Genomic DNA, 20030 nt, shown 5'->3' with positions numbered 1-20030 from the left:
TATTATAAACTGGGATTACCTTCTAAAGTTGTGCTGTAACTAGCAGAAATCCTGTGACATTTGGCGATTTTTTTTGTGATGGCAATTACACCGACAGATGAGGGTGACAAAAACCTCAGTAATTTCACATATACAAATTACGCAGGCGCGGTCAACAACCAGGTTTCTGCCTTAAGGCTTATAACTTCGGATTGGGTGTCCAAACCAGGTTTTTGTTAGTCCAGGACTGAGTTATTGAAATAAGTGACAAAAACCCCTGAAATGGATAATATTATTGCAGACATAAATAGTTAGAGTTTTAGTAGGAATCTGCGTAATGTCTCCCAATGCGCGTGAAGCGAAGCTATCCCGAAGGGAATCGCCCCGTCCCAAACCCCGGCTGAGGCAAGTTTTAATTAGACTTGCCATCACAGTAATTACTGCTATTATCGCCTTCAACATCCCTCACTCCTTAATCCCCATGTTTAAAGAACCCGTATCCCAAGCAACGCCCCCACCAGAAATCCAGAACGTGCTCGCCGGCAAGCGCAAAATTGTGACAGTGGGCGACAGCATCACCGAGGCAGGGAAATACCCCGGAGGTTACGTTTGGCTGCTGCAACGCTATCTGAGTGCTCTTTATCCCGATCGCCAAATCGAAATCGTCAACGCCGGAATCTCCGGTAACAAGGCGACTGATATGCAAGCGCGCTTCCAGAAAGATGCGATCGACCAAAAACCAGATTTAGTAATGATTAATGTCGGAGTCAACGACGTTTGGCACGCTTTCTTTGACTTCCAAAACCGTCAGTTTTATCCGCAAGGCAAGTTGCCCACGGGAGTGCCACTGGCAGAATATCGGGAGAAAATAACTCAAATGGTGCTGGCGGCAAAAGCCGCAGGAATTCGAGTTATACTGCTTTCTCCTACTCCGATAGGGGAAAATCTCGACGGCCCAGAAAATCGCAGGTTGCAAGAGTATATTGCCGCGATGCGAGAAATTGCCTTGCAGAATCAGTGCTTGTTTATCGATTTGAATGGGCCTTGTCGGGAAGTTATCGGCACGTATCAAAAGCACGCGGGCAAAACTCTGAATTTGTTAGCTGCCGATGGAGTTCACCCCAATCCATCGGGATATCGAATTATTGCTTTTACTATCTTGCGCGGTTTGGGCGTACCCGCAAAGGATATTGAGAATTTGGAAGTCACAAATTGAATCTTTGAATTTAGTTACGTGTTGACTGTTGGCTGTTACTTGAAAGTATCCCAGCTACCAGCCCCCTGATTAGTCTAGGGGGTAAATTCTTCAAATATAAAATCATTCAATCGGCGGATGATACCGCTTCAACCAACAGCTACCAATAATCACCAACGCCACCACAACTATAATTTCCGTCCAAAAAAACGAAAGGAAATCGCTGGCAGTTCCCACTGGTGGCACCCCAGGTTGAGCGTTGCGAATAGCGGGAAAAGCAAACAGCATCACAGCAGTCCAACTCAGCATTCCCACTTCCGGCAACTTGCCAGATTTCATAACTTTTAATGCTAGCAAAAGCGCCATAATTGACAGCACCCACATGATGACAATAATCACTAACGCAAAGAATTTCACCGGCAGCGATCGAGTTGCAGAAACATCGATATAAATAAAGATAGATGAATTCTCTTCCATCGGCTTATAACTGATGTCGAAACCGGGAACGTCGGCATGAAAATTAAATTGCAGCGGCACGGGATTCAGTTCAAAGGGAGCAAACTTTTTCCCAATCGAAGGCAACGGGTCAATCGAAATAGCTACTTTAGCAATGTGCTTGTCAAACGGATAATTATTAATTTTTCCTTTGACTAAGTTAAACTTCAATGCAGGGACAATCATCGGTTTGCCTTCTTTAAAGGTAATTTCCGAATCCGGTACATTGGCGCCGTTAACTGTCATTAACAAGTCTTGAGCCGGGTAAGTTGGCCCTTTTTTATAAATACCTTTGAGTTCAAACTGCAAGCGGGCTTCTAATTCGTTTTTAATGGGATCAACGGCAATTAATGTCATTTTAACCTCAACCAAGCCTTTGGACGCTACAGCGCTTTCGGGAGATAAATTATAAGGCTCTTGGGCGTTAGCATTGTGAGAGTAAATAGATAAGATAATTGCCAAGATTACGACGATACTGCAAATTAAAATAAGTAGTTTTTGGATAGGAAATTTGTTGACAGTTTGCATTTACTAGGTATTTTTATGTGTTAAATTGTTGTTAGTATTTCTCGCAGTCTCCGCAGTCCGCCAGGGGTTTAAACCCCTGGCTCATAGAAGACAGTCGGTTAAAACCGACTGAAGAAACCCGATCGATAATAAATGTTGGTTTTAGTCCTCTTTGAGAGGACTTTCGCTGTGAGCCGGGGGTTTTCAACCCCCGGCGGGCTGTGGCGAGCGGCGCAAGAACCAGGCGAATCAACGCGCAACTACGAACCGATAGGAAGCAGTACATTTGGTGTAAAACTGCCGTGCAAACCGTAGGGAATGTGCTGTTTTAAATGCAAGCGCGCTACAGGGCCTTTGGTGATGTCGCGAGCATCTAAAATCACTAAGGTCGATCGATGATTAGCTGCATCATACATTAAAAGCAGCAGCCAGCCGTCATCCTCAGCCGTTGCACCTTCAGGCGAGACGCCTGAACCACGGGGAACAAACACCGGTTCCCCCGCAAAACCGCGCGGCGCCGCACTCCAAATTTGCCTTTCACCAGTCACGAAATCCATTTTGAGGATAGCTTGCAAAGGAGCATTTCCAGTGGGAGCATCAGCAGCACCGATATACAGATATCGGTAAGGTTGTCCGACATTATTGGGATGCAAAGTGGGAAACTCGCAGCACCGAGTTTCAACAACTTGATGCTGTACGGTTTTGTCTTGCAAATTCAACTTAAACCGCCACAATTCGCCCGCTGGAACGCTGTCAAAATCAATCTCCCGAAAATCGCCGTCTGCTTCTACAGTGGGAAATGATTCGTAACAAACTGAATCTACAAAAACTTCGTCTCCTTCTTCCCATGCGTTGCAGTGGTGGAAGACAAAACAAGGTTCGGTTTCTAATATCTTCACCTCGTCAGTGCCGTTGCGGGGAATTAAAATTGCTTGCGTTGGCTTGTTTGGCGAAAATTTAATGCACTGGGATGCACTCCGAAATCCTAACACGAATGGTAGAGGATTAAATGAGACGGGATTTTGGAAGAATATGCAGTAATTCGGGGTAATTACCATGTCGTGCAGGAAGGCAAAACCCGGTATTGCATGGGCGTGACGCTGCAAAAGTTTGCCGCTTTCGTCGAATTCGTAAATAGTGATGGTACTCGACAAACCGGGCTTGACAGAAAAGTTTACTAATCTGTCTCCTTTGCCATTTTTCCCTTTTTCAATTCTGGGGTGGGCGGCGAAGGCTTCACCGGGTTGTAAAACGCCGTCTAGGGTATCTAAGCCGAGTGTTTCTAGGGTGCGTGGGTCGAGTCTGTATGGTTCTGCTGCTTCCCAAAGTGCTAGCAGTTTGTCGCCCCAATAAATGATGTTGGTGTTGGCAATGTTTTTGATTTTGACATCAAAGATGTTGGCAAGCGGGCCCCCCGGTTTCTGTGTGCCGAAAACGCCTCGGTGGAGGATTTTTCCGGCTTTTTGTTCGGCGATATAGCCTTCTGTGCGGACGAATCGGTTGCGGAAATGGGCGCGGCCTTCGGATATTGCGATCGCACAAATCATGCCGTCGCCGTCAAAGGGGTGGTGGATGCGCTGGCCGTTGACTTCCAATAATCCGGGCCCGTTGCGAAAGAATGTGCCTTGCAAGCCGGCGGGAATTTCGCCTTCTATGTTGTCAATCCAGTAATCGGATTCGTTGGGTTGGGATTCGTAGCCGCGCTGCCAGTCTGTGCGATCGTATGATACGTTTTGGGCGGCTGTTTGAGGTGCGGAAATTTGTAAGTTTTGCATTGGTGTTACGGGAGCGAATTTTTTAACCGCAGAGAACACAGAGGGCGCAGAGAGAAGGAAATTAGGAGAATTGGGAAACACAGTTAAATTCATCCGTGTATCCGTGTCAAAATCCGTGTGTGCCTTCCTTTATTTGCTATCTGCTGTGCGCCTTTGTGACCTTACTGTGGGTACTAAGTCGGGAAAGTATTCGGGCATGAAATGTTGTCCGCCTGGTTTGGAACTGCCCGGTTCTGGTTCTAATACGGGAAGAGACTTTTGAGAGTTTGGATCGCCGCTTTCTGTGCTTTCGGCGGGCAGCCAATTTAAGAACGGTAGGGGCAGAAGTGTGGACAGGTTTGTGATGATGACTAGCAGCCAGAGGTTATCAAAATTGCGATCGGTAATTCCTAGCAAGTGGGTCAAAAGTGCACCGCCTTCGTGGGACAAAAGTCCTGCTAAATTTGTGATTGACATCAGCAGCGCAAATAAAGTTGCTTCGACGCCGGGGGGACACAATCGCGCGGAAAGTACCAGCACCGGCATATAAGCAATTTGTCCGATTACTGTCAGGATCAGGCTGTCTCCGATGCTGAACCATTGATCGTCAATTCCTAAAGCTCGGTTGGCATGAGTTACTAATAATAAAGTAGTCATGCCCAAAGCAGTCGCAATGACGGTTGACCAGCCAAAAATTACTCGAAATGGAACTGTTTTGAGGAACCGCTGAAACAGCCAGACGCCGGCGAGGGCGGCAATGCTGGTAACGAGGCGCACTCGGCCGAGAAATTCTGGTTGAAAGCCTAATTCGTTGGTGGTGAAAAAGAAGAAGGCGGAGTCTGAGCTTGGGGTGGCTTGCCAGAGGAAGAGAAAGGCGGTGGGCAGCCAAATTGTTTTTTGGGTAACAGCTTGCCGCAGTTGTTTTAATTGGTCTTTGACTGTTTCAAAGTCGGTTCTTTTGTTGGTTTTTTCTTCGGCAATTAACCAAGCTGTTGCTGATACAATTAGCGGGAAAGATGCGGTGATTAAAAAGATAGTATGAGTGCTGAAGTGTTGCAGCAGGGAACCGCTGAGGTAGGCCGTAATTAGTCCGCCGAGGGCTGCAGCGCCCCAAGACAAGGATTGCAGGGAACCTGCGTCGGTAACGGATTCTTTTCTGGCCCTTTCGACTACCAGGGAGTCGGCGATTACGTCGCTGACGGCGAGGGAGAGGGAACTCAGGGCGATCGCCCCTGTAGTGGCAAGCGGTGTGTGTACAATTGTTGCGAGGCTCACCCATGCTGCAGTTCCCAGCAGCCCGGAGAGGACGATGTAAGGGCGTCTGCGGTAGCCGAATATTGGCAAACCGTCCGACATGAAGCCGAACACGGGTTTGATAATCCAAGGCAGGGCGACGACGCCCAGCATTGCCGAGACTTCTGCCGGACTCATGCCGAGTTCGTCTTTGAGAAAGAAGCTGACGGCTAAGCGGGCTAGTCCGAGAATGCCTTGGACGAAGTAAATCAGTAAGATGGCTATGAGTTCGGGGGTTGGCTCATTCCCAAAGAATACTTTTTCTTTTAAAGATTCTTTGAGTTTGCTGACGCCGGAGGGGGAAACGAGCATTTGAGCAATATTTCTTAATGAATCTCAATATTTATAACACATTCTTAATGGTTTGCGGGAACTGCCGGAGGTGGGATGCGAAAGTGAAGGGGAGGTGGCAGCTACTATAAAATTATGATGAGCTCGAATTAAAGGATTTTGGGTAGCAATGAAAGCAGAAATTAGAATTGTCTTTCTCGCAGTTGCTGGGATGTTAGGAATGGGGGCTAATTTAGCCTCAGCAATACCTGTTGCTAACAGGCAAGGTGATTATCCGGTGCCGCCTGCGAGACAGCGGGGCAACAGGCAGGTAAATTGGTTGGTTGTTGACTCTGATTCTAAAGGGTTGAATTGCCGGATGGCTCAGAGATTTCGCTCAATTTCTGTAGACGGTTTGGATGCGCCTGCTGAGTTGTTTGAAAGAAATAAACACAATGTTTCGCAGTGGCCTGTGGTGACTGTTTTTCGGCGGGGACAGCGCTTGGAAGCGGTGACGGGAAATAATGCAAATCAAATTATGATTGCTGACTCTCAGGGCAAACCTTGGCTGCCGATTTCCACGGATAAGGGTAATTGTTTTGTGCGGGCGAACAGCCGTTTTATTAAACCGACTCGGGAAAATCCTACTACTTTGAAACCTTTAGAATAAGGGACAATGGAAACAGGAAAAAAATCGTTAGGTCATACAATCTCCATGAAAACCGCGAGCAATTCTCAAATCCTGACAATCCAACTGTCTCCTGAAGACAGCGAAAGGCTTTTGGCAGAAGCAAAACGCCGTCGAGTTGATGCGGAAAGCCTAGCCTCTATGCTGCTGCACGATAGCTTAACCGAGCTAAATCCTGTTTCTTTGGCTGATATTAAATCTTTGGAAAAATTGTACAGCTTCCGGGGAGAAACAGAAATATTGCTGTTTCTGGAAAAATATCAATTTTTGATTCCCGTATTGCTGGAAGCAGCAGACAAAATTTGCCATTACTTCCCGGATGCTAAGTTATTTATTGAATGCGTGACTGACCCAGAAGCTGTCGAGGATTCTATGTTAGAATTAGCCATTTGCATGAACGTAACCCCAGAGGAAGCTGTTGACAAACTTAATCAGTTTCAAGATGAGTGGTGGTTAAATTTATCAGATAAAATACGACAGCCACTCTGTCCTATCTTAGAATATCCAGATGACTTTTGAATGGTTAGAATATCTTAATTTAGCTAGAGAACTTGTAGGTAAAGCAACTACCCCCGCAAATGAAGAAGCTAAAGTGCGTGCTGCTATCAGTAGAGCCTACTATGCAGCTTTCATTCAAGCCCGAAACTATTTACGGGATACCGAAGGACTTTCTATTCCAAAGACAGGAGAAGCTCACAGATACGTTCAGGAACAATTCGCTGTCAGTCCCGATCGCACTCGCAAGAAAATAGCAGAAAATTTGAGGTATTTGCGAAGCTATCGCCGAAAAGTAGATTATGATGATGCAGTACCAGGATTATCCGGTATTGCATTAATAGCTATTGGAATCTCCGAGAAAGTAATATCGGATTTGAGTAGTTTGTAAGTATAGAGTCCAGGGTTAAAATATATGATTATCGATCCTAAAAATGTGCCGGAAATAACGGGTTCCAAGTACCCTCAGCAATTTCAATCTGCTGTTTTGGGGAGAGTTAAAAAACGCTTGGGCGATGCTGCCGGATTGCAGAATTTTGGGGTAAATTTGGTGAGGCTGGCACCGGGAAGTTCTTCTGCTCTCAGGCACTGGCATACCCGTCAAGATGAGTTAATCTATGTTCTGGAAGGGGAAGTTACTGTGATTACAAATTCGGGAGAGCAAGTGCTGAAACCGGGTATGGCGGCGGGTTTTCCGGCGGGTGATGCAGACGGACACCATTTAGTCAACCGCACGAATTCAGATGTTGTTTATCTGGAAATTGGCGATCGCACTCCGGGAGATAGTGCCGAATATCCCGATGACGATCTAATTGCCAAAGCTAGCGATAATGGTTGGATTTTTACTCGCAAAAATGGCGAGGTTTATGAGGATTAAAAAATTATGAGTCAAGTGAATCTTTGGACTTCGGCGGAACACGCTTTGTGGTATCTTGCTAAAGCTGATGGAATTCCTCACCGCACTGAAGGTGAAGCGGTTTTGTTGGAGGAAGTGCCGAAAAATGTTAAGCGAATTCTGGATGTGGGTACGGGAGACGGGCGGTTGCTGGGTCTGCTTAAGTGCGATCGACCAAATGTTGAATGTGTGGCGATCGATTTTTCGCCGACAATGCTGGAAAAAGCCAGAATTCGCTTTGCTGATGACCAGAATGTCACGGTAATCGAGCACAATTTTGATGAATCCTTACCGGATTCGGGCAAGTTTGATGCGGTTGTTTCTAGTTTTGCGATTCATCATGTAGCAGACGATCGCAAACGTTCGCTTTACACTGAGATTTTCGCGCTTTTGGAACCGGGAGGCATTTTTTGCAATTTGGAGCACGTAGCGTCACCAACTCCCGCTTTGCACGAGAAATTTCGAGAGGCAATTGGTATTAGCGATTCGCCCGATGATCCGTCTAATAAATTGCTGGATGTCGAAACGCAACTGCGCTGGTTTAGAGAAATTGGTTTTGACGATGTAGACTGCTATTGGAAGTGGCGGGAACTCGCTTTATTAGTTGGGGTGAAACCTGTTTAGAGTATTTCGTGAAATTCCTAGATTAGGTAAGGACACGGCAGTGCCGTGTCCCTACAAATATCGCATACAATCTGTATGACTTGCGTGAATTAATTAAATTAAATCCGGTACTTTAGGTTTGATTCGGCGCTCGTACCAGTTCATTAGCGGGGTGGAAGTAATACCGTGCAAAACCACAGAAATTATGATTGTTGAAAAGGTAATCCAGGCAATTCTTTCCCCTGTTTCGCCTTCCAAACCCTTACCAAAAGCATAGGTAAGATAATAGATAGAACCGACACCACGAATGCCGAACCAGCCATAAAGCCAGCGGTTGGCGGGATGCAAAGGACTGCCGATCGTACTAATCCAAGCTCCCACAGGCCGGATTAAAAAAATCAACAATCCAGCTACTAAGAGGGAGTATCCTCCATAGGCCAACATAGGCTCTAGGCGCAAAAGCGAACCTAATAGTAAAATAGTTGCTACTTCCATTAACTTTTCTATGCGCTCGGTAAAGTGCAGTTGGGAAAGTGGCTTTTCTAGATTGTGGTAACTCCGCTGCACGACAATTCCTGCTACAAAAACTGCGAGAAATCCGTAGCCGTTGACTACTTCTGTGAGGGAATAGGTGAGCAGAATTGTGCACAGAGCAATGAAATCTTCCATTAATTGATCGGCCGGTCGATAGTGTTGGAGCCGGCGATCGATCCAGGTGACGGCTTTAGCTACTAAAATTCCCATAACGATACCTGCGGCGATCGCCCAAATCAAGTCAACTGCTACCCACTGCGAAAACCACTTCGACCAGTTGTTATCTTTTAGCGAATAAATGCCGAAATAAACAAAGGGAAAAGCTAAAGCATCGTTTAAACCGCCTTCCGATGTTAAACCAAAGCGCAATTCATCGCGATCTTTTATATGAGCTAACTGAACTTCTGAGGCCAAAACTGGATCGGTGGGAGCGAGAATTGCTCCGAGTAAAATCGCCGCGCCCCAATCTAATTTCACAAACCAATGACCGATCGCAGCCACAGCAAAAATCGAAATTGGCATTAAAAAACCGATCAGCCGCACTGTGGAATTCCAAGCCCAAAGTTGCAGCGGGCGATTCATTTTTAAGCCGCAACTGAACAGAGAAACAATAACTACAAATTCTGTGAGTCTTTCTAAAAATTGAGCTTCGGGACGCAACTCAATCAGCTTGACGCCGTAGGGCCCCAATCCGATACCGACAACTAGATAAATTAAGGCATAAGACACCGGCATTCGCGAGATCCATCCCGAACCCAAGGTGACGCTCAGCAGGAGGATGCCAATAACTAGCAATTTGAGAATGTAACTATCCACCATAGAGAGCACACTTTTAATCAGGTTTACCAAGTGCGATTCTGACAGATAAAAGCTTCTGCGGCATCCACCACCCGCTAGATTCACATATCCTCCGAAAGTTGCATTTGTTATACCAAATTGTTTATGCTTCTAGCCTGCGGCTGCGGGCTTTGTCTTTGGAACCAGTAAACTCCGTGACTTACAATCGCTCGGAATTGTTTATTGCATTCATCTGACTAATAACTAATAACTAATGACTAATGACTAATGACTGAGGACTAATAATCAATTAGAAAGACCACTTTTTTCGGTAGCAATGATATGCAAATCTACGTGTTTGAGCGATCGCACTAACTGTTGAGTTAAAGAACCCCGCAGCAGCAAATGCCAGCGGGATTGCTGGCTTTCGCCGATCACAATTTGAGTAATGCGATACTGTTTCGCTACCTCCGAAATCGCTTTGGCTATATTATTGCCGTTTACCCGCAAAAATTGCCCGTTAAATTCTTGACAAAGTTTCTCACAAGTTTCAACGTGCAAGCTTTCTGCTTTTGTTAAAAATCGGTCGGGATCGTTGACAAACACAGCATAAAATTGGGCATTCATGTAGCTAGCAATCCTCGCGCCCCGCCGCAGCAGTTGCAAGGAATTCGGATAAGTCGAGATGCACACTAATACTCGTTCGTGAATGTTGCAAGATTGACCTTTTAAAGTTGCTGCCTCGTCTTCAACATTGTCTGCTACTTCTCGCAGGGCAAGTTCTCGCAAAGCAATTAAATGACGGCGCTGGAAAAAGTTTTCTAAAGATTGTTCAATTTTTTCGGGAGCATAAATTTTTCCTTCTAGCAACCTTTCTTCTAAAGTTTCCGGCGTTACATCGACAACGACTATTTCGTCAGCATCTTCGAGGACGCGATCGGGTACTCGCTCTCGCACTACAACTCCGGTAATTCGAGCTACTAAATCGTTGAGGCTTTCTATGTGTTGAATGTTGAGCGTGGAAAAAACATCAATCCCAGCCTTGAGAATTTCTTCGACATCTTGATATCGTTTTTCTCGCAGAGAACCCGGAATGTTGGTATGAGCCAGTTCGTCTATTAATGCTAATTGAGGACGGCGTTCTATGACAGCATCCGTATCCATTTCGTTGAGTATTTTTTCGCCGCGCCGCATTTGTTTTTTGGGAACTATTTCTAGTCCCTCGGCTTTAGCTGCTGTCTCTTTCCGCCCGTGAGTTTCTAACAGTCCAATTACCACATCAATGCCTTCAGATTTGAGCGTGTGTCCTTCTTCCAGCATTCGGAAAGTTTTGCCGACACCGGGGGCCATGCCGATAAATATTTTGTGCTTTCCCCGGCGGGGGGTGCGATCGTAAGTGCGGTTCGGCTGGGCGTAAACCGCGTCTGGATTGTTGGTAAGTTCGCTAGAGTGAATCATAGCTGAGTAGTGGGTTGTCAGTTGTCAGTTGGCAGTTGTCAGTTGGCAGTTGTCAGTTGGCAGTTGTCAGTTGTCTGTTGTCTGTTGTCTGTTGTCTGTTGTCTGTTGCTACAAATAACTAATAACAAATAACAAATAACTCATAACTAATGACTAATGACTAATGACTAATGACTAATGACTACGGACAACTGACTACTGACTGTCAACTATTGTAAACGGTCGAGAGCCAAATTCAGTTTGAGGACGTTAACTCCCGGTTCGCCGAAAATGCCGAGAAATCTGCCATCTGTATTTTTGGCTACCAACATTTCTACTTGATTGAGATTGAGCGATCGCACCGTTGCTATCCGCTGAATTTGCGCCCTAGCTGCCTCTAGGCTAATGTGCGGATCGAGGCTAGAACCAGAGGTGTAGACTAAATCAGCAGTCGGTTTGATACCAGCTTTGTTGAGGCGATCTAATTCAACTTGCACTCCCTGAAAACCCTCTTTCTCATTACCTCGTTTCAGCAACTCCGAGTTACTGGGGGCCAGGTTGCTAGCACCAGAAACGCCTGTTCTTTGACTAACATTTTCTCCCTTTGTCGGATCGTAATTTTCTGTCGCAAAACTGCTGTAATTGGTGGTGCTGGGACGACCCCAAAAATATTTATCTGATCGGAAAGGTTGACCAATTAACGAGGAACCGACTACAACTCCCTGCTTAGTAATTAATAAGCTGCCGTTTGCCTGGGAATTAAAAGCAATTTGACCGATTGCTAGCAAGATTAAAGGGTAAATAATGGCTGTAATTCCCCACAAAACCAGGGTAAGGCGAATGGCTCTAATTATTTCTCTCATAAATTACCTCGCTCGGTTATTTGCTAAGGGTTAATTATTGACTAAAATCTTTCCGGCTGAAAGATGACTACAAACAAGTAAATAGAAAGGGCGATAATCACCAAACCCAGGAGACTTAAACCCCAGACAGCTTTTCGGGTCAAATCTTCGCCCGCCGCCGCGTATACAGCGGGGGCAATTATAGCATTGAAACACATTACTAGAAATAGCTGTACCGGGATTGGGTGGCGCTGCCAAAGCATTTGTGCTAACTCAATAATTTGTTGGAAATCTCTGGGAAAAATATCATTCAGCAAATCATTCCGTTTCATGAATTCTCCTTATTTTGGGAATAAATATCTGTCTTTCTATTGGATGATTTTTTGGAAAAAATCGAGGCAGAGCCTCTGGATCTGCGTTCCTCGGCAGAGCCGGGGAACGAGAATCATCCGTTACATTCCTCGACCGATCCGTTGCCGAACTTCTCTTATGCTAGCCCAACGGCGGCTATCAAAATATCAATAATTTTGATAGCAATAAACGGTGCGACGGCTCCTCCCAATCCGTAGATTAAAATGTTCCGCTGCAACAGTTTATTGGCGCTCAAAGGTCGAAACTTGACACCTGTTAATGCTAGTGGAATCAAAGCGGGAATAATCAGAGCATTGTAAATTAATGCCGACAAAACTGCCGATTGACCGCTGGCTAAACCCATGACGTTTAAAGCGCCAACAGGGGCAAATATTGCCGGAATAATTGCAAAATATTTGGCAATGTCGTTCGCTAGCGAAAACGTAGTCAGCGCGCCGCGAGTAATCAGCAATTGTTTGCCAATTGTAACTAAGTCAATTAGTTTGGTGGGGTCGGAATCTAAGTCCACCATGTTAGCGGCTTCTTTCGCGGCTTGGGTTCCAGAATTCATCGCGAGTCCTACGTTTGCCTGGGCTAGTGCGGGTGCGTCGTTGGTTCCGTCTCCCGTCATTGCTACTAATTTGCCTTCTGCTTGTTGCTGGCGAATTACATCGATTTTGTCCTCGGGAGTTGCTTCGGCAATGAAGTCGTCAACGCCTGCTTCATCGGCAATTACTGATGCTGTAATTCGGTTATCTCCGGTGAGCATTATTGTGCGGATGCCCATTTTTCGCAGTTGGTCAAACCGATCGCGAATTCCCGGTTTGATGACATCTTTCAAATAGATAATGCCATAGGTGTCGCTGCCTTGACAAACAGCTAAGGGCGTGCCTCCCAAGCGCGAAACTCGCTCGTAAGCTGCATCGAGATCCGGCCCAAAATTGCCACCGCGCGATCGCACAAAACCCTTCACCGCATCCACCGCACCCTTGCGAACCTCCGTCCCATCGGGCAAATCCGTGCCAGACATCCGCGTTTTTGCGGAAAAATCAAGCCCCGTGGCGTTGGTGCGATCGAAATTTACCTGTGCGCCCAAATTCTGAGCCAAACGGACGATCGACTTTCCCTCTGGAGTATCGTCAAACAGGCTAGCAGCAAGGGCTACACTCGCAACCTCCTCCAGCGAGTGACCGTTTACCGGAATGAACTCCTCAGCTAAACGGTTCCCCAGCGTGATCGTCCCCGTTTTGTCCAAAATCAGCGTATTCACGTCGCCGCAAGCCTCCACGGCGCGTCCAGAGGTCGCTATCACGTTAAACTGAGCGACGCGATCCATGCCCGCAATGCCGATCGCGCTCAGCAAACCGCCGATCGTCGTCGGGATCAGCGCCACCAGCAGCGAAATCAGCGTCACCACGCCCACGGGAGTTTTCACATAACTTGCGATCGGCGGAATCGTCGATACCACTATCAAAAACACCAGAGTCAGCACCGCCAGCAGAACCGTCAGCGCGATCTCGTTGGGCGTTTTCGACCTTTCGGCCCCCTCCACCAGCGCGATCATCCTGTCCAAAAACCCCTTACCTGGGTCAGCCATCACCCGCAGCGTCAATTCGTCGGAAAGGATGCGCGTACCGCCGGTGACGGAACTGGCGATGTCCGAACCCGGTTCCTTGAGCACCGGCGCGGATTCGCCAGTGATCGCAGATTCATCTACCGAGGCGACGCCTGCAATCACTTCGCCGTCGGAAGGAATGACATCGCCCGCGATCACTTTAATTTGGTCGCCGCGTCTCAGGGATGTCGAACTAACTTCTTGAATTGAACCGTCTGGTAGGAGTTTGCGGGCTGTCGTGTCTGCTTTGGTCGATCGCAGCGCATCTGCTTGGGCTTTGCCGCGCCCTTCGGCCACCGCTTCGGCAAAATTAGCAAATACCAAAGTGAAGAACAAAATTAACGTCACTAAGCCGTTAAAAACTACCTGATTTTTGCCTAAAACCGGGCCGAACAGCGTGGGGTCGATCGTTAAAAGTGCAGTCACAATTGTGCCTATCCACACCACAAACATCACCGGATTTTTTAGCATCACCCGCGGGTTTAGCTTGACAAAAGCTTCTTTAAAAGCTCTTTGATAAAGGCCTTTAGTATTTGCTTTCGGCGTGTGCTTGCGAGACTCGCGAGAGCCTCTGGGAGGTTTTTTTGGGGAATCGGGAGTAGGGGATGAGGTCATGTCGATTGGGGATTTTAATGAACCGCAGAGAACACAGAGAACACAGAGAAAGAGAAGAGTGAGGTTGAGGATTTTCGCTACTGAGGGGGAGGAGTTGGTGTTGTGGGTACAGCTATTGATGCTGGTTCAAACTTGCCGCTGCTAATTTCATATCCTTCGGCAATTGGCCCTAATGCCAAAACTGGGAAAAATGTCAGTGCGCCTAGAATTAAGATTACTCCTGCGGTTACGCTAGTGAACAAAACTGAATCGGTTCTGAGAGTGCCTGTTGTTTCGGGAACCAGTTGTTTGTTTGTCATGCTGTCAGCTAAAAGCAGCAGGGCAATAATTGGAATGTAGCGCCCTAACAGGAGGCTAAAACAGGTGCTTAAATTCCACCAAAGTCCTGTCGGGGCGGGTTGAGAGTCGGTCAATCCTTCTAAGCCGGAACCGTTGTTAGCTGCCGCTGAAGCGTATTCGTACATTACCTGGGAAATGCCGTGAAATCCGGGGTTGCTGATGCCGCTCAAACTGTCGGTAAATGCGAGGGTAATTGCACCGGGGATTAAAACTGCGATCGGGTGGATTAATAAAACAACGCTGGCTAAAACAATTTCCCGTTTCTCAATTTTGCGTCCCAAAAATTCCGGCGTTCTCCCCACCATCAATCCCGTGAGAAACACGCTCAAAATTGAGTAAATAAACAAGTAAGCCGTTCCCGTTCCCTGTCCGCCCCAAACGATTTGCAGAAACAAATTAAACAGAGTAGCAAAACCAGCGGGAGGCATTAAAGAATCGTGCATCCCGTTGACAGCGCCGCACATTGTGCCTGTCGTAGTCACCGCCCACAGTGCAGTCTCTGCCCAACCAAACCTAACTTCTTTGCCTTCTAAATTTGGCTGCTGCGCGCCCAGTAAATTATTAATTTGAGGGTTGCCGCTGTACTCGCCAAATGCTGCAATGCCAATCAAAATTACATAGATGGCAAACACCATCCAAAAAATCAGCCATCCCTGCTTTTTGTTATTGGCAAATCGACCGTAAGTGTGAATCATAGCTGCTGGTATAGAAACCATTGCTAGTGTTTCCAGCAGGTTGGTAAAAGGATTGGGATTTTCAAAGGGGTGAGCCGAGTTCATGGCAAAAAATCCGCCGCCATTTTCTCCCAGTTGTTTGATGCTTTCAAAGTGAGCTACTGGCCCGCGAGCTATTACTTGCGTGCCGCCTTCTAAGGTACGGGCAACTGCCGGCCCTGCTAGGGTTTCCGGCACTCCAGACATTAGCAAAAGTAAGGCAATTATTAAAGAAATCGGTAGCAGAATCCTGGTAATTGATTGAATTAAATCGATGTAAAAGTTGCCCAATGGACGACCTGTTAAGCCCCGAATAAAGGCAATGCCTACTGCTAAACCCGTGGCGGCTGAGGTAAACATTAAAAAACCCAGAGTTAACTGGGATAGATAACTGAATGTTGTCTCGCTGGAGTAATGCTGTTGGTCGGTATTTGTGAGGAATGAAATAGTTGTGTGCAGCGCAGTATCCCAGGTTGGGGTACTTAAGCCGGTGGCATTTAAAGGCAGCACTCCTTGAAGCATGAAAATTAGGAAAACAAATATGCCCATTGCTGCATTGCTGTAGAGTAAAGATCGCGCATATTGCCAACCTGTCATCGAATCTACATACCGGATATTGCTGGCTTTATAGATAATTTGTTCTAGGGGTTTAATAGCGGGGTCGAGAATGGTTGCTTCTCCCATGTACACCCGCGCCATGTAATTACCAAAAATAGGGGCGATCGCTACTACAATGATTAGCGTTAATACGATTTGAATTAATCCTTCAAGCATAACTGAGCCAATACTTTCTTAAAAGTGCAATCTGCTTTTAACAATCAATATACTTGCCGTTAGGATTTTTGATAATCAGCCCGCAGGTATAAGTTGCCGTTTACCCGTTATGCTTATATGCTTAGCTGCTATATATTTTCACTGATAGACAAATGTTTAAATATTTTGCACTATCTATGCTTGCAGATATAGATGTTATCTAAACGCTTGTTTTTGCGTCATAGTAGACAAAATTTTGGCGAATAAAAACCGCAGGGATAAGGCAGAGAGTAAAGTGTAAATATAAAATATAAAATGGATGGATAAAGGATGTTAAACAGCTTATTGAAAATCACAGACAACCAGGCAATTCAAGAGAAGTATTTGCGGGGCAGGTGGTCGATCGCAATTTTATTGGCGATCGTTGTAGTGCTGGAATTTACTACACCGTCGGAGTATCTGTTTAGGTATTTGTACACAGGGCCGATTTTACTGGCAAATTCGCGCTTGAGTCGGTTGGGTAAGTTGCAAATTACACTGGTATCGGCAGCTTTGACGCTGTTAAATTTGTTTTTTCCTCCTGGAGAAACGATCGCCCTAGCAACTGTAGCAAATAGATCGATCGCAGTCATGGCTTTAGGGGTGACGGGATATTTGAGCGATCGCAACCAGCAGTACCAAGAGACGATCGCGATCGCTAAAGCTGAGTTGCAGTCGCAGCAGCAGCTAGCAAGCATCCGAGAAGATTTTGTCTCTACTTTGAGTCACGACTTGAAAACGCCGATGCTGGGGGCTATAGAAACAATTAAAGCTTTTCAGTCAGCAAAATTTGGGAATGTCACCGCCAGTCAGCAAAAAGTTCTCGAAACAATGGCGCGATCACACAAAATGTCACTACAATTAGTAGAAACGCTGCTGGATGTTTACCGCAATGATGCCGAAGGTTTAAAACTGCAACTTGCGCCGGTAAATTTAGTAGCTTTGGCAGAAGAAGTAATCGCAACACTCATCCATTTGTCGGCGGCGCGCCGGGTTTACATTAGTATGAGTTACGGAGAGTCAGATTTCCGTCGTTCTTTGTGGGTAAATGGCGATGCGGTGCAACTCCAGCGCGTTTTTGTTAATTTGCTAACAAACGGCATCAACCATTCTCCTCGCGGTGGCAAGGTAGAAATAATCATGGAATCTTATTCGAGTTTTCAGGTGGTGAAAGTTATCGATAGCGGGTTAGGAATTACCGCCGATGAACTGCCCCACTTGTTCGAGCGTTTTTATCAAGGGCACAGCGATCGGCAAGCCAAAGGATCGGGATTGGGGTTATACTTGTCTCGCCAAATTATTGACGCCCACGGCGGTATAATTTGGGCAGAAAATAAGTTGCCACACGGTGCTTTATTTGGATTCCGACTCCCTGCTATCCCACAGAAATGAAACCAGCTTATCCATTACGAATTCTCCTAGTTGAAGACGACGAACTGTTTCGGTTGGGGCTGCAAACCAGGTTGCAGCAAGAAAGTTGCTTGCAAGTAATTGCCGAGGCAGAAGATGGCGAAACAGCAGTAGAATTGACTCAGGAATACTTACCAGATGTGGTAGTTCTCGATGTCGGTTTGCCGGGAATTGGCGGTATTGAAGCGTGCCGCCAAATTAAAGATCGACATCCAGCAATTCCGGTTTTAATTTTAACATCTCATTCTCAAAAATCCTTAATTGAAAGATTAATTGCAGCGGGAGCTCAGGGCTATTGCCTTAAGGGAATTGCGGCGGAAACTTTGGTTTTGGCAATTCGATCGATAGCAGCGGGTGCTTCGTGGTGGGATAAGGCGGCAACTGCGGAAATTCGGGCAGTTTTTGCTAATCCTGAACCTGTGAAAGTTGGGTCAAAATGGGAAGTTTTGGAAAATCCGCTGACGAAGCGAGAACAGGAAATCTTGGCTTTAGTTGCGGGGGGGAAAAGCAATCAGGAAATTGCACAAATATTGTACATTGCTCCGGGGACTGTGCGGGTTCATGTGCACGCGATTTTGCAAAAGTTAGAAGTGCGCGATCGCACTCAAGCAGCAGTGCTTGCTATTCAGAAAGGATTGGTAGCAGAAGAGCTTTTAGCGATCGAACCCTAAAAAAGCGAGTTGTGTACTGGAATTGTCGGTTTTTTAAAGGAATTATTGGCTAAACCCGCCCCTATCAAGAGGCTTCTGTTGCAGGTTCACGGGAAATTAGTATTCGTCTTGATTGTTAATTTTACTCATGACATTGAATTTGTGAATTTGCTAAGCTAGACAGGCCTTAATTTTCCTGCCGTCATCTAACCAAAGGTGTATTATGCCAAATTTTATCAGTTCAGTTTTTAGTTCGATCGCCTTTCTCGACTCTGCCCTTCCCGACAGCCAAACTCTCCACAACGGCATCGCAGCGGGGACAGAAGTTATTACCCTCGATGCGGCGCGGGATGGAGTAGCACAAATTACTGAGGCTCTAGCGAGTCGCAGCAATATCAAAAGCATTCATATCATCTCCCACGGCCGCCCCGCGAGTTTACTGCTAGGCGCGATCGAGCTAAACTTGACAAATTTAAAAACTTATGCTAAGCAATTGCAGCGTTGGTGGCGCTCGCTGGCAGACAGTGGAGAGATTTTGCTTTATGGGTGTGATGTAGCGGCGGGGGAAAAGGGCGCTAACTTTGTGCAGCAACTGAGTCAGCTAACTAAGGCAAAAATTGCGGCTTCTCGATCGCCGATCGGCAGTTCGGCTATGGGCGGAGATTGGGAATTAGATTATACAACAGGAGCCGTGTCATCTGGGTTGGCGATCGACCCAGCCACAAGAGCCACTTATCAATTTGTGTTCGGTTTTATCCTCTATGACGGCAAAGACACAAGTAACTTTCCAAACGGATCGCCTCCCGGTATCGGGACATCAGGTAGCACCAGCACCCAATTAGCTTACGGACAAGTACCTCTTCCCATACCTATTTTTCTCCCATTCGGTGGTGGTATCCTAGCTACAGGTGCGTTCTCGCCAAACACGGGCATTAATACTGCGAGCGTGACGGCGGCTAATAACACTACAGGCTATGCAGGCTACACCAACTACAGATACACTCCCGCAACTCCGACCCCGACGCCAGCAACATTTACTCCAGTCAGCGCAACTTTTCCCGCACTTGACCGCATCAACGGTTACAGCGTTTCTTTTCGAGTTGCAGTCACCGCTGAAAACAGTATTAGTAACGATCGGGCCGGTTTCAGCATCATCGCCATTAGCAGCGACGGTCAAAATGGCATTGAACTGGGTTTCACCAAGGGGAACTTTCCCCCCAACGGAGGTATATTTGCTCAAACCGGTGGTACACCAACATCAGCTCCCACCTTTACTCGCGGGGAAAATGCAGCTTTACCTTTTAACATCAACACTCCTACAGACTACAAACTCGTAGTTCAAGGCAACACTTACACCCTGTTTGCCGGCCCAACAGCAATACCAAACCTGACAAATCAACCGCTACGCAACTACACGGCATTTAATCCAGAAGCCAGTCAGCCGCGTTTACCCTACAATCCCTACAGCCAGCCAAACTTCCTATTTTTCGGGGACGCCACGGATCAAGCAAGTGCCGCTTTTACTCTCGGCCCCATCTCGGTTAATAATTTCCCGGTGGCCGCCACTGGCAGCTACAGCGTCCTGCACGACAAAGTGCTCAGCGTACCAGGGCCTACCGACGCCAACAGCGACCCGCTGACGACCACTGTAGTCACAGACCCAACCAACGGTACACTCACACTCAACCCCTTGGGCGACTTCAGTTACAATCCTAAGCCTGGCTTTGTAGGTAGTGACACTTTCACCTACAGCGTTAGCGACGGGGCTGCGACAGTCCCCG

At 46.7% G+C, this 20030-nt stretch carries 18 protein-coding genes; 9 read left to right on the top strand and 9 right to left on the bottom strand.

The features are described 5' to 3' along the window. Nucleotides 1–316 precede the first annotated feature (316 nt). Nucleotides 317–1195 carry an SGNH/GDSL hydrolase family protein gene (locus tag QUB12_RS19430; protein WP_333308027.1) on the top strand — a complete coding sequence of 293 codons (879 nt, stop codon included), beginning with the start codon at nt 317–319 and terminating at the stop codon, nt 1193–1195. Between the two features lie 102 nt (nt 1196–1297). Here the strand turns inward: QUB12_RS19430 and QUB12_RS19425 are convergent, their stop codons facing one another. The 3 genes from QUB12_RS19425 to QUB12_RS19415 form a co-directional block, all read right to left on the bottom strand. Then, nucleotides 1298–2197 carry a DUF4436 family protein gene (locus tag QUB12_RS19425; protein WP_333144945.1) on the bottom strand — a complete coding sequence of 300 codons (900 nt, stop codon included), beginning with the start codon at nt 2195–2197 and terminating at the stop codon, nt 1298–1300. A gap of 239 nt (nt 2198–2436) precedes the next feature. Continuing rightward, entirely contained in the window at nt 2437–3951 is a 1515-nt protein-coding gene (locus QUB12_RS19420; protein ID WP_333144946.1) for a carotenoid oxygenase family protein, read from the bottom strand. A gap of 129 nt (nt 3952–4080) precedes the next feature. After that, entirely contained in the window at nt 4081–5535 is a 1455-nt protein-coding gene (locus tag QUB12_RS19415; protein ID WP_333144947.1) for a folate/biopterin family MFS transporter, read from the bottom strand. Between the two features lie 148 nt (nt 5536–5683). Here QUB12_RS19415 and QUB12_RS19410 point away from each other — a divergent pair, with 148 nt between their 5' ends. Genes QUB12_RS19410 through QUB12_RS19390 form a run of 5 tightly spaced genes read left to right on the top strand, consistent with a single transcriptional unit; the run spans nt 5684 to nt 8195 of the window. Continuing rightward, complete coding sequence (locus QUB12_RS19410) at nt 5684–6163, top strand: hypothetical protein (RefSeq protein WP_333144949.1); 480 nt, start codon at nt 5684–5686, stop codon at nt 6161–6163. A gap of 6 nt (nt 6164–6169) precedes the next feature. Continuing rightward, on the top strand, nt 6170–6700 hold the full coding sequence (locus QUB12_RS19405; protein WP_333144950.1) for a hypothetical protein: 531 nt from the start codon (nt 6170–6172) through the stop codon (nt 6698–6700). Further along, nucleotides 6690–7067 carry a HEPN domain-containing protein gene (locus QUB12_RS19400; protein WP_333144951.1) on the top strand — a complete coding sequence of 126 codons (378 nt, stop codon included), beginning with the start codon at nt 6690–6692 and terminating at the stop codon, nt 7065–7067. The genes QUB12_RS19405 and QUB12_RS19400 overlap by 11 nt, the downstream gene beginning before the upstream one ends. A gap of 24 nt (nt 7068–7091) precedes the next feature. Then, a complete protein-coding gene (locus tag QUB12_RS19395; protein ID WP_333144952.1) occupies nt 7092–7553 on the top strand; it encodes a cupin domain-containing protein in 462 nt (153 codons plus the stop codon). A 6-nt stretch (nt 7554–7559) separates the two neighbouring features. Further along, on the top strand, nt 7560–8195 hold the full coding sequence (locus tag QUB12_RS19390) for a class I SAM-dependent methyltransferase (RefSeq protein ID WP_333144953.1): 636 nt from the start codon (nt 7560–7562) through the stop codon (nt 8193–8195). Nucleotides 8196–8288: 93 nt separating this feature from the next. On the opposite strand, the gene QUB12_RS19385 is transcribed toward QUB12_RS19390, so the two are convergent. The 6 genes from QUB12_RS19385 to kdpA all read right to left on the bottom strand — a co-directional run bounded on the left by QUB12_RS19385 (nt 8289) and on the right by kdpA (nt 16171). Beyond that, nucleotides 8289–9527, bottom strand: a complete 1239-nt coding sequence (locus QUB12_RS19385) for a sodium:proton antiporter (protein ID WP_333144954.1) — start codon at nt 9525–9527, stop codon at nt 8289–8291. A 264-nt stretch (nt 9528–9791) separates the two neighbouring features. After that, nucleotides 9792–10943 (bottom strand): universal stress protein, encoded by a 1152-nt coding sequence (locus tag QUB12_RS19380; RefSeq protein WP_333144956.1) that lies wholly within the window; start codon nt 10941–10943, stop codon nt 9792–9794. 209 nt (nt 10944–11152) lie between these two features. Further along, a complete protein-coding gene (kdpC, locus tag QUB12_RS19375; protein WP_333144958.1) occupies nt 11153–11785 on the bottom strand; it encodes a K(+)-transporting ATPase subunit C in 633 nt (210 codons plus the stop codon). A gap of 41 nt (nt 11786–11826) precedes the next feature. After that, nucleotides 11827–12096, bottom strand: coding sequence for a K(+)-transporting ATPase subunit F (kdpF, locus tag QUB12_RS19370; RefSeq protein WP_333144959.1), 270 nt, complete (start codon nt 12094–12096; stop codon nt 11827–11829). Between the two features lie 155 nt (nt 12097–12251). Continuing rightward, on the bottom strand, nt 12252–14345 hold the full coding sequence (gene kdpB / locus QUB12_RS19365; RefSeq protein ID WP_333144960.1) for a potassium-transporting ATPase subunit KdpB: 2094 nt from the start codon (nt 14343–14345) through the stop codon (nt 12252–12254). A 77-nt stretch (nt 14346–14422) separates the two neighbouring features. Further along, entirely contained in the window at nt 14423–16171 is a 1749-nt protein-coding gene (kdpA, locus tag QUB12_RS19360; RefSeq protein ID WP_333144961.1) for a potassium-transporting ATPase subunit KdpA, read from the bottom strand. Nucleotides 16172–16480: 309 nt separating this feature from the next. Between kdpA and QUB12_RS19355 the strand changes: the two genes are divergently transcribed. The 3 genes from QUB12_RS19355 to QUB12_RS19345 all read left to right on the top strand — a co-directional run. After that, nucleotides 16481–17581, top strand: coding sequence for a HAMP domain-containing sensor histidine kinase (locus QUB12_RS19355; protein WP_333308025.1), 1101 nt, complete (start codon nt 16481–16483; stop codon nt 17579–17581). Beyond that, nucleotides 17578–18270, top strand: a complete 693-nt coding sequence (locus QUB12_RS19350) for a response regulator transcription factor (protein WP_333144963.1) — start codon at nt 17578–17580, stop codon at nt 18268–18270. Before QUB12_RS19355 ends, QUB12_RS19350 begins: the two co-directional genes overlap by 4 nt. Nucleotides 18271–18472: 202 nt before the next feature. Then, nucleotides 18473–20030, top strand: a 1558-nt coding sequence (locus tag QUB12_RS19345; RefSeq protein ID WP_333308023.1) for a DUF4347 domain-containing protein, incomplete at its 3' end; no start/stop codon positions are given.

Source organism: Microcoleus sp. B7-D4, assembly GCF_036705125.1.
In the GTDB taxonomy this organism is placed as follows: domain Bacteria; phylum Cyanobacteriota; class Cyanobacteriia; order Cyanobacteriales; family Microcoleaceae; genus Microcoleus.
This window is presented reverse-complemented; position numbering and strand designations above follow the sequence as displayed.

Coding starts and splice junctions, on each gene's coding strand:
- QUB12_RS19430 (WP_333308027.1), top strand. CDS start 317: ATGTCTCCCAATGCGCGTGAAGCGAAGCTATCCCGAAGGGAATCGCCC.
- QUB12_RS19425 (WP_333144945.1), bottom strand. CDS start 2,197: ATGCAAACTGTCAACAAATTTCCTATCCAAAAACTACTTATTTTAATT.
- QUB12_RS19420 (WP_333144946.1), bottom strand. CDS start 3,951: ATGCAAAACTTACAAATTTCCGCACCTCAAACAGCCGCCCAAAACGTA.
- QUB12_RS19415 (WP_333144947.1), bottom strand. CDS start 5,535: ATGCTCGTTTCCCCCTCCGGCGTCAGCAAACTCAAAGAATCTTTAAAA.
- QUB12_RS19410 (WP_333144949.1), top strand. CDS start 5,684: ATGAAAGCAGAAATTAGAATTGTCTTTCTCGCAGTTGCTGGGATGTTA.
- QUB12_RS19405 (WP_333144950.1), top strand. CDS start 6,170: ATGGAAACAGGAAAAAAATCGTTAGGTCATACAATCTCCATGAAAACC.
- QUB12_RS19400 (WP_333144951.1), top strand. CDS start 6,690: ATGACTTTTGAATGGTTAGAATATCTTAATTTAGCTAGAGAACTTGTA.
- QUB12_RS19395 (WP_333144952.1), top strand. CDS start 7,092: ATGATTATCGATCCTAAAAATGTGCCGGAAATAACGGGTTCCAAGTAC.
- QUB12_RS19390 (WP_333144953.1), top strand. CDS start 7,560: ATGAGTCAAGTGAATCTTTGGACTTCGGCGGAACACGCTTTGTGGTAT.
- QUB12_RS19385 (WP_333144954.1), bottom strand. CDS start 9,527: ATGGTGGATAGTTACATTCTCAAATTGCTAGTTATTGGCATCCTCCTG.
- QUB12_RS19380 (WP_333144956.1), bottom strand. CDS start 10,943: ATGATTCACTCTAGCGAACTTACCAACAATCCAGACGCGGTTTACGCC.
- kdpC (WP_333144958.1), bottom strand. CDS start 11,785: ATGAGAGAAATAATTAGAGCCATTCGCCTTACCCTGGTTTTGTGGGGA.
- kdpF (WP_333144959.1), bottom strand. CDS start 12,096: ATGAAACGGAATGATTTGCTGAATGATATTTTTCCCAGAGATTTCCAA.
- kdpB (WP_333144960.1), bottom strand. CDS start 14,345: ATGACCTCATCCCCTACTCCCGATTCCCCAAAAAAACCTCCCAGAGGC.
- kdpA (WP_333144961.1), bottom strand. CDS start 16,171: ATGCTTGAAGGATTAATTCAAATCGTATTAACGCTAATCATTGTAGTA.
- QUB12_RS19355 (WP_333308025.1), top strand. CDS start 16,481: ATGTTAAACAGCTTATTGAAAATCACAGACAACCAGGCAATTCAAGAG.
- QUB12_RS19350 (WP_333144963.1), top strand. CDS start 17,578: ATGAAACCAGCTTATCCATTACGAATTCTCCTAGTTGAAGACGACGAA.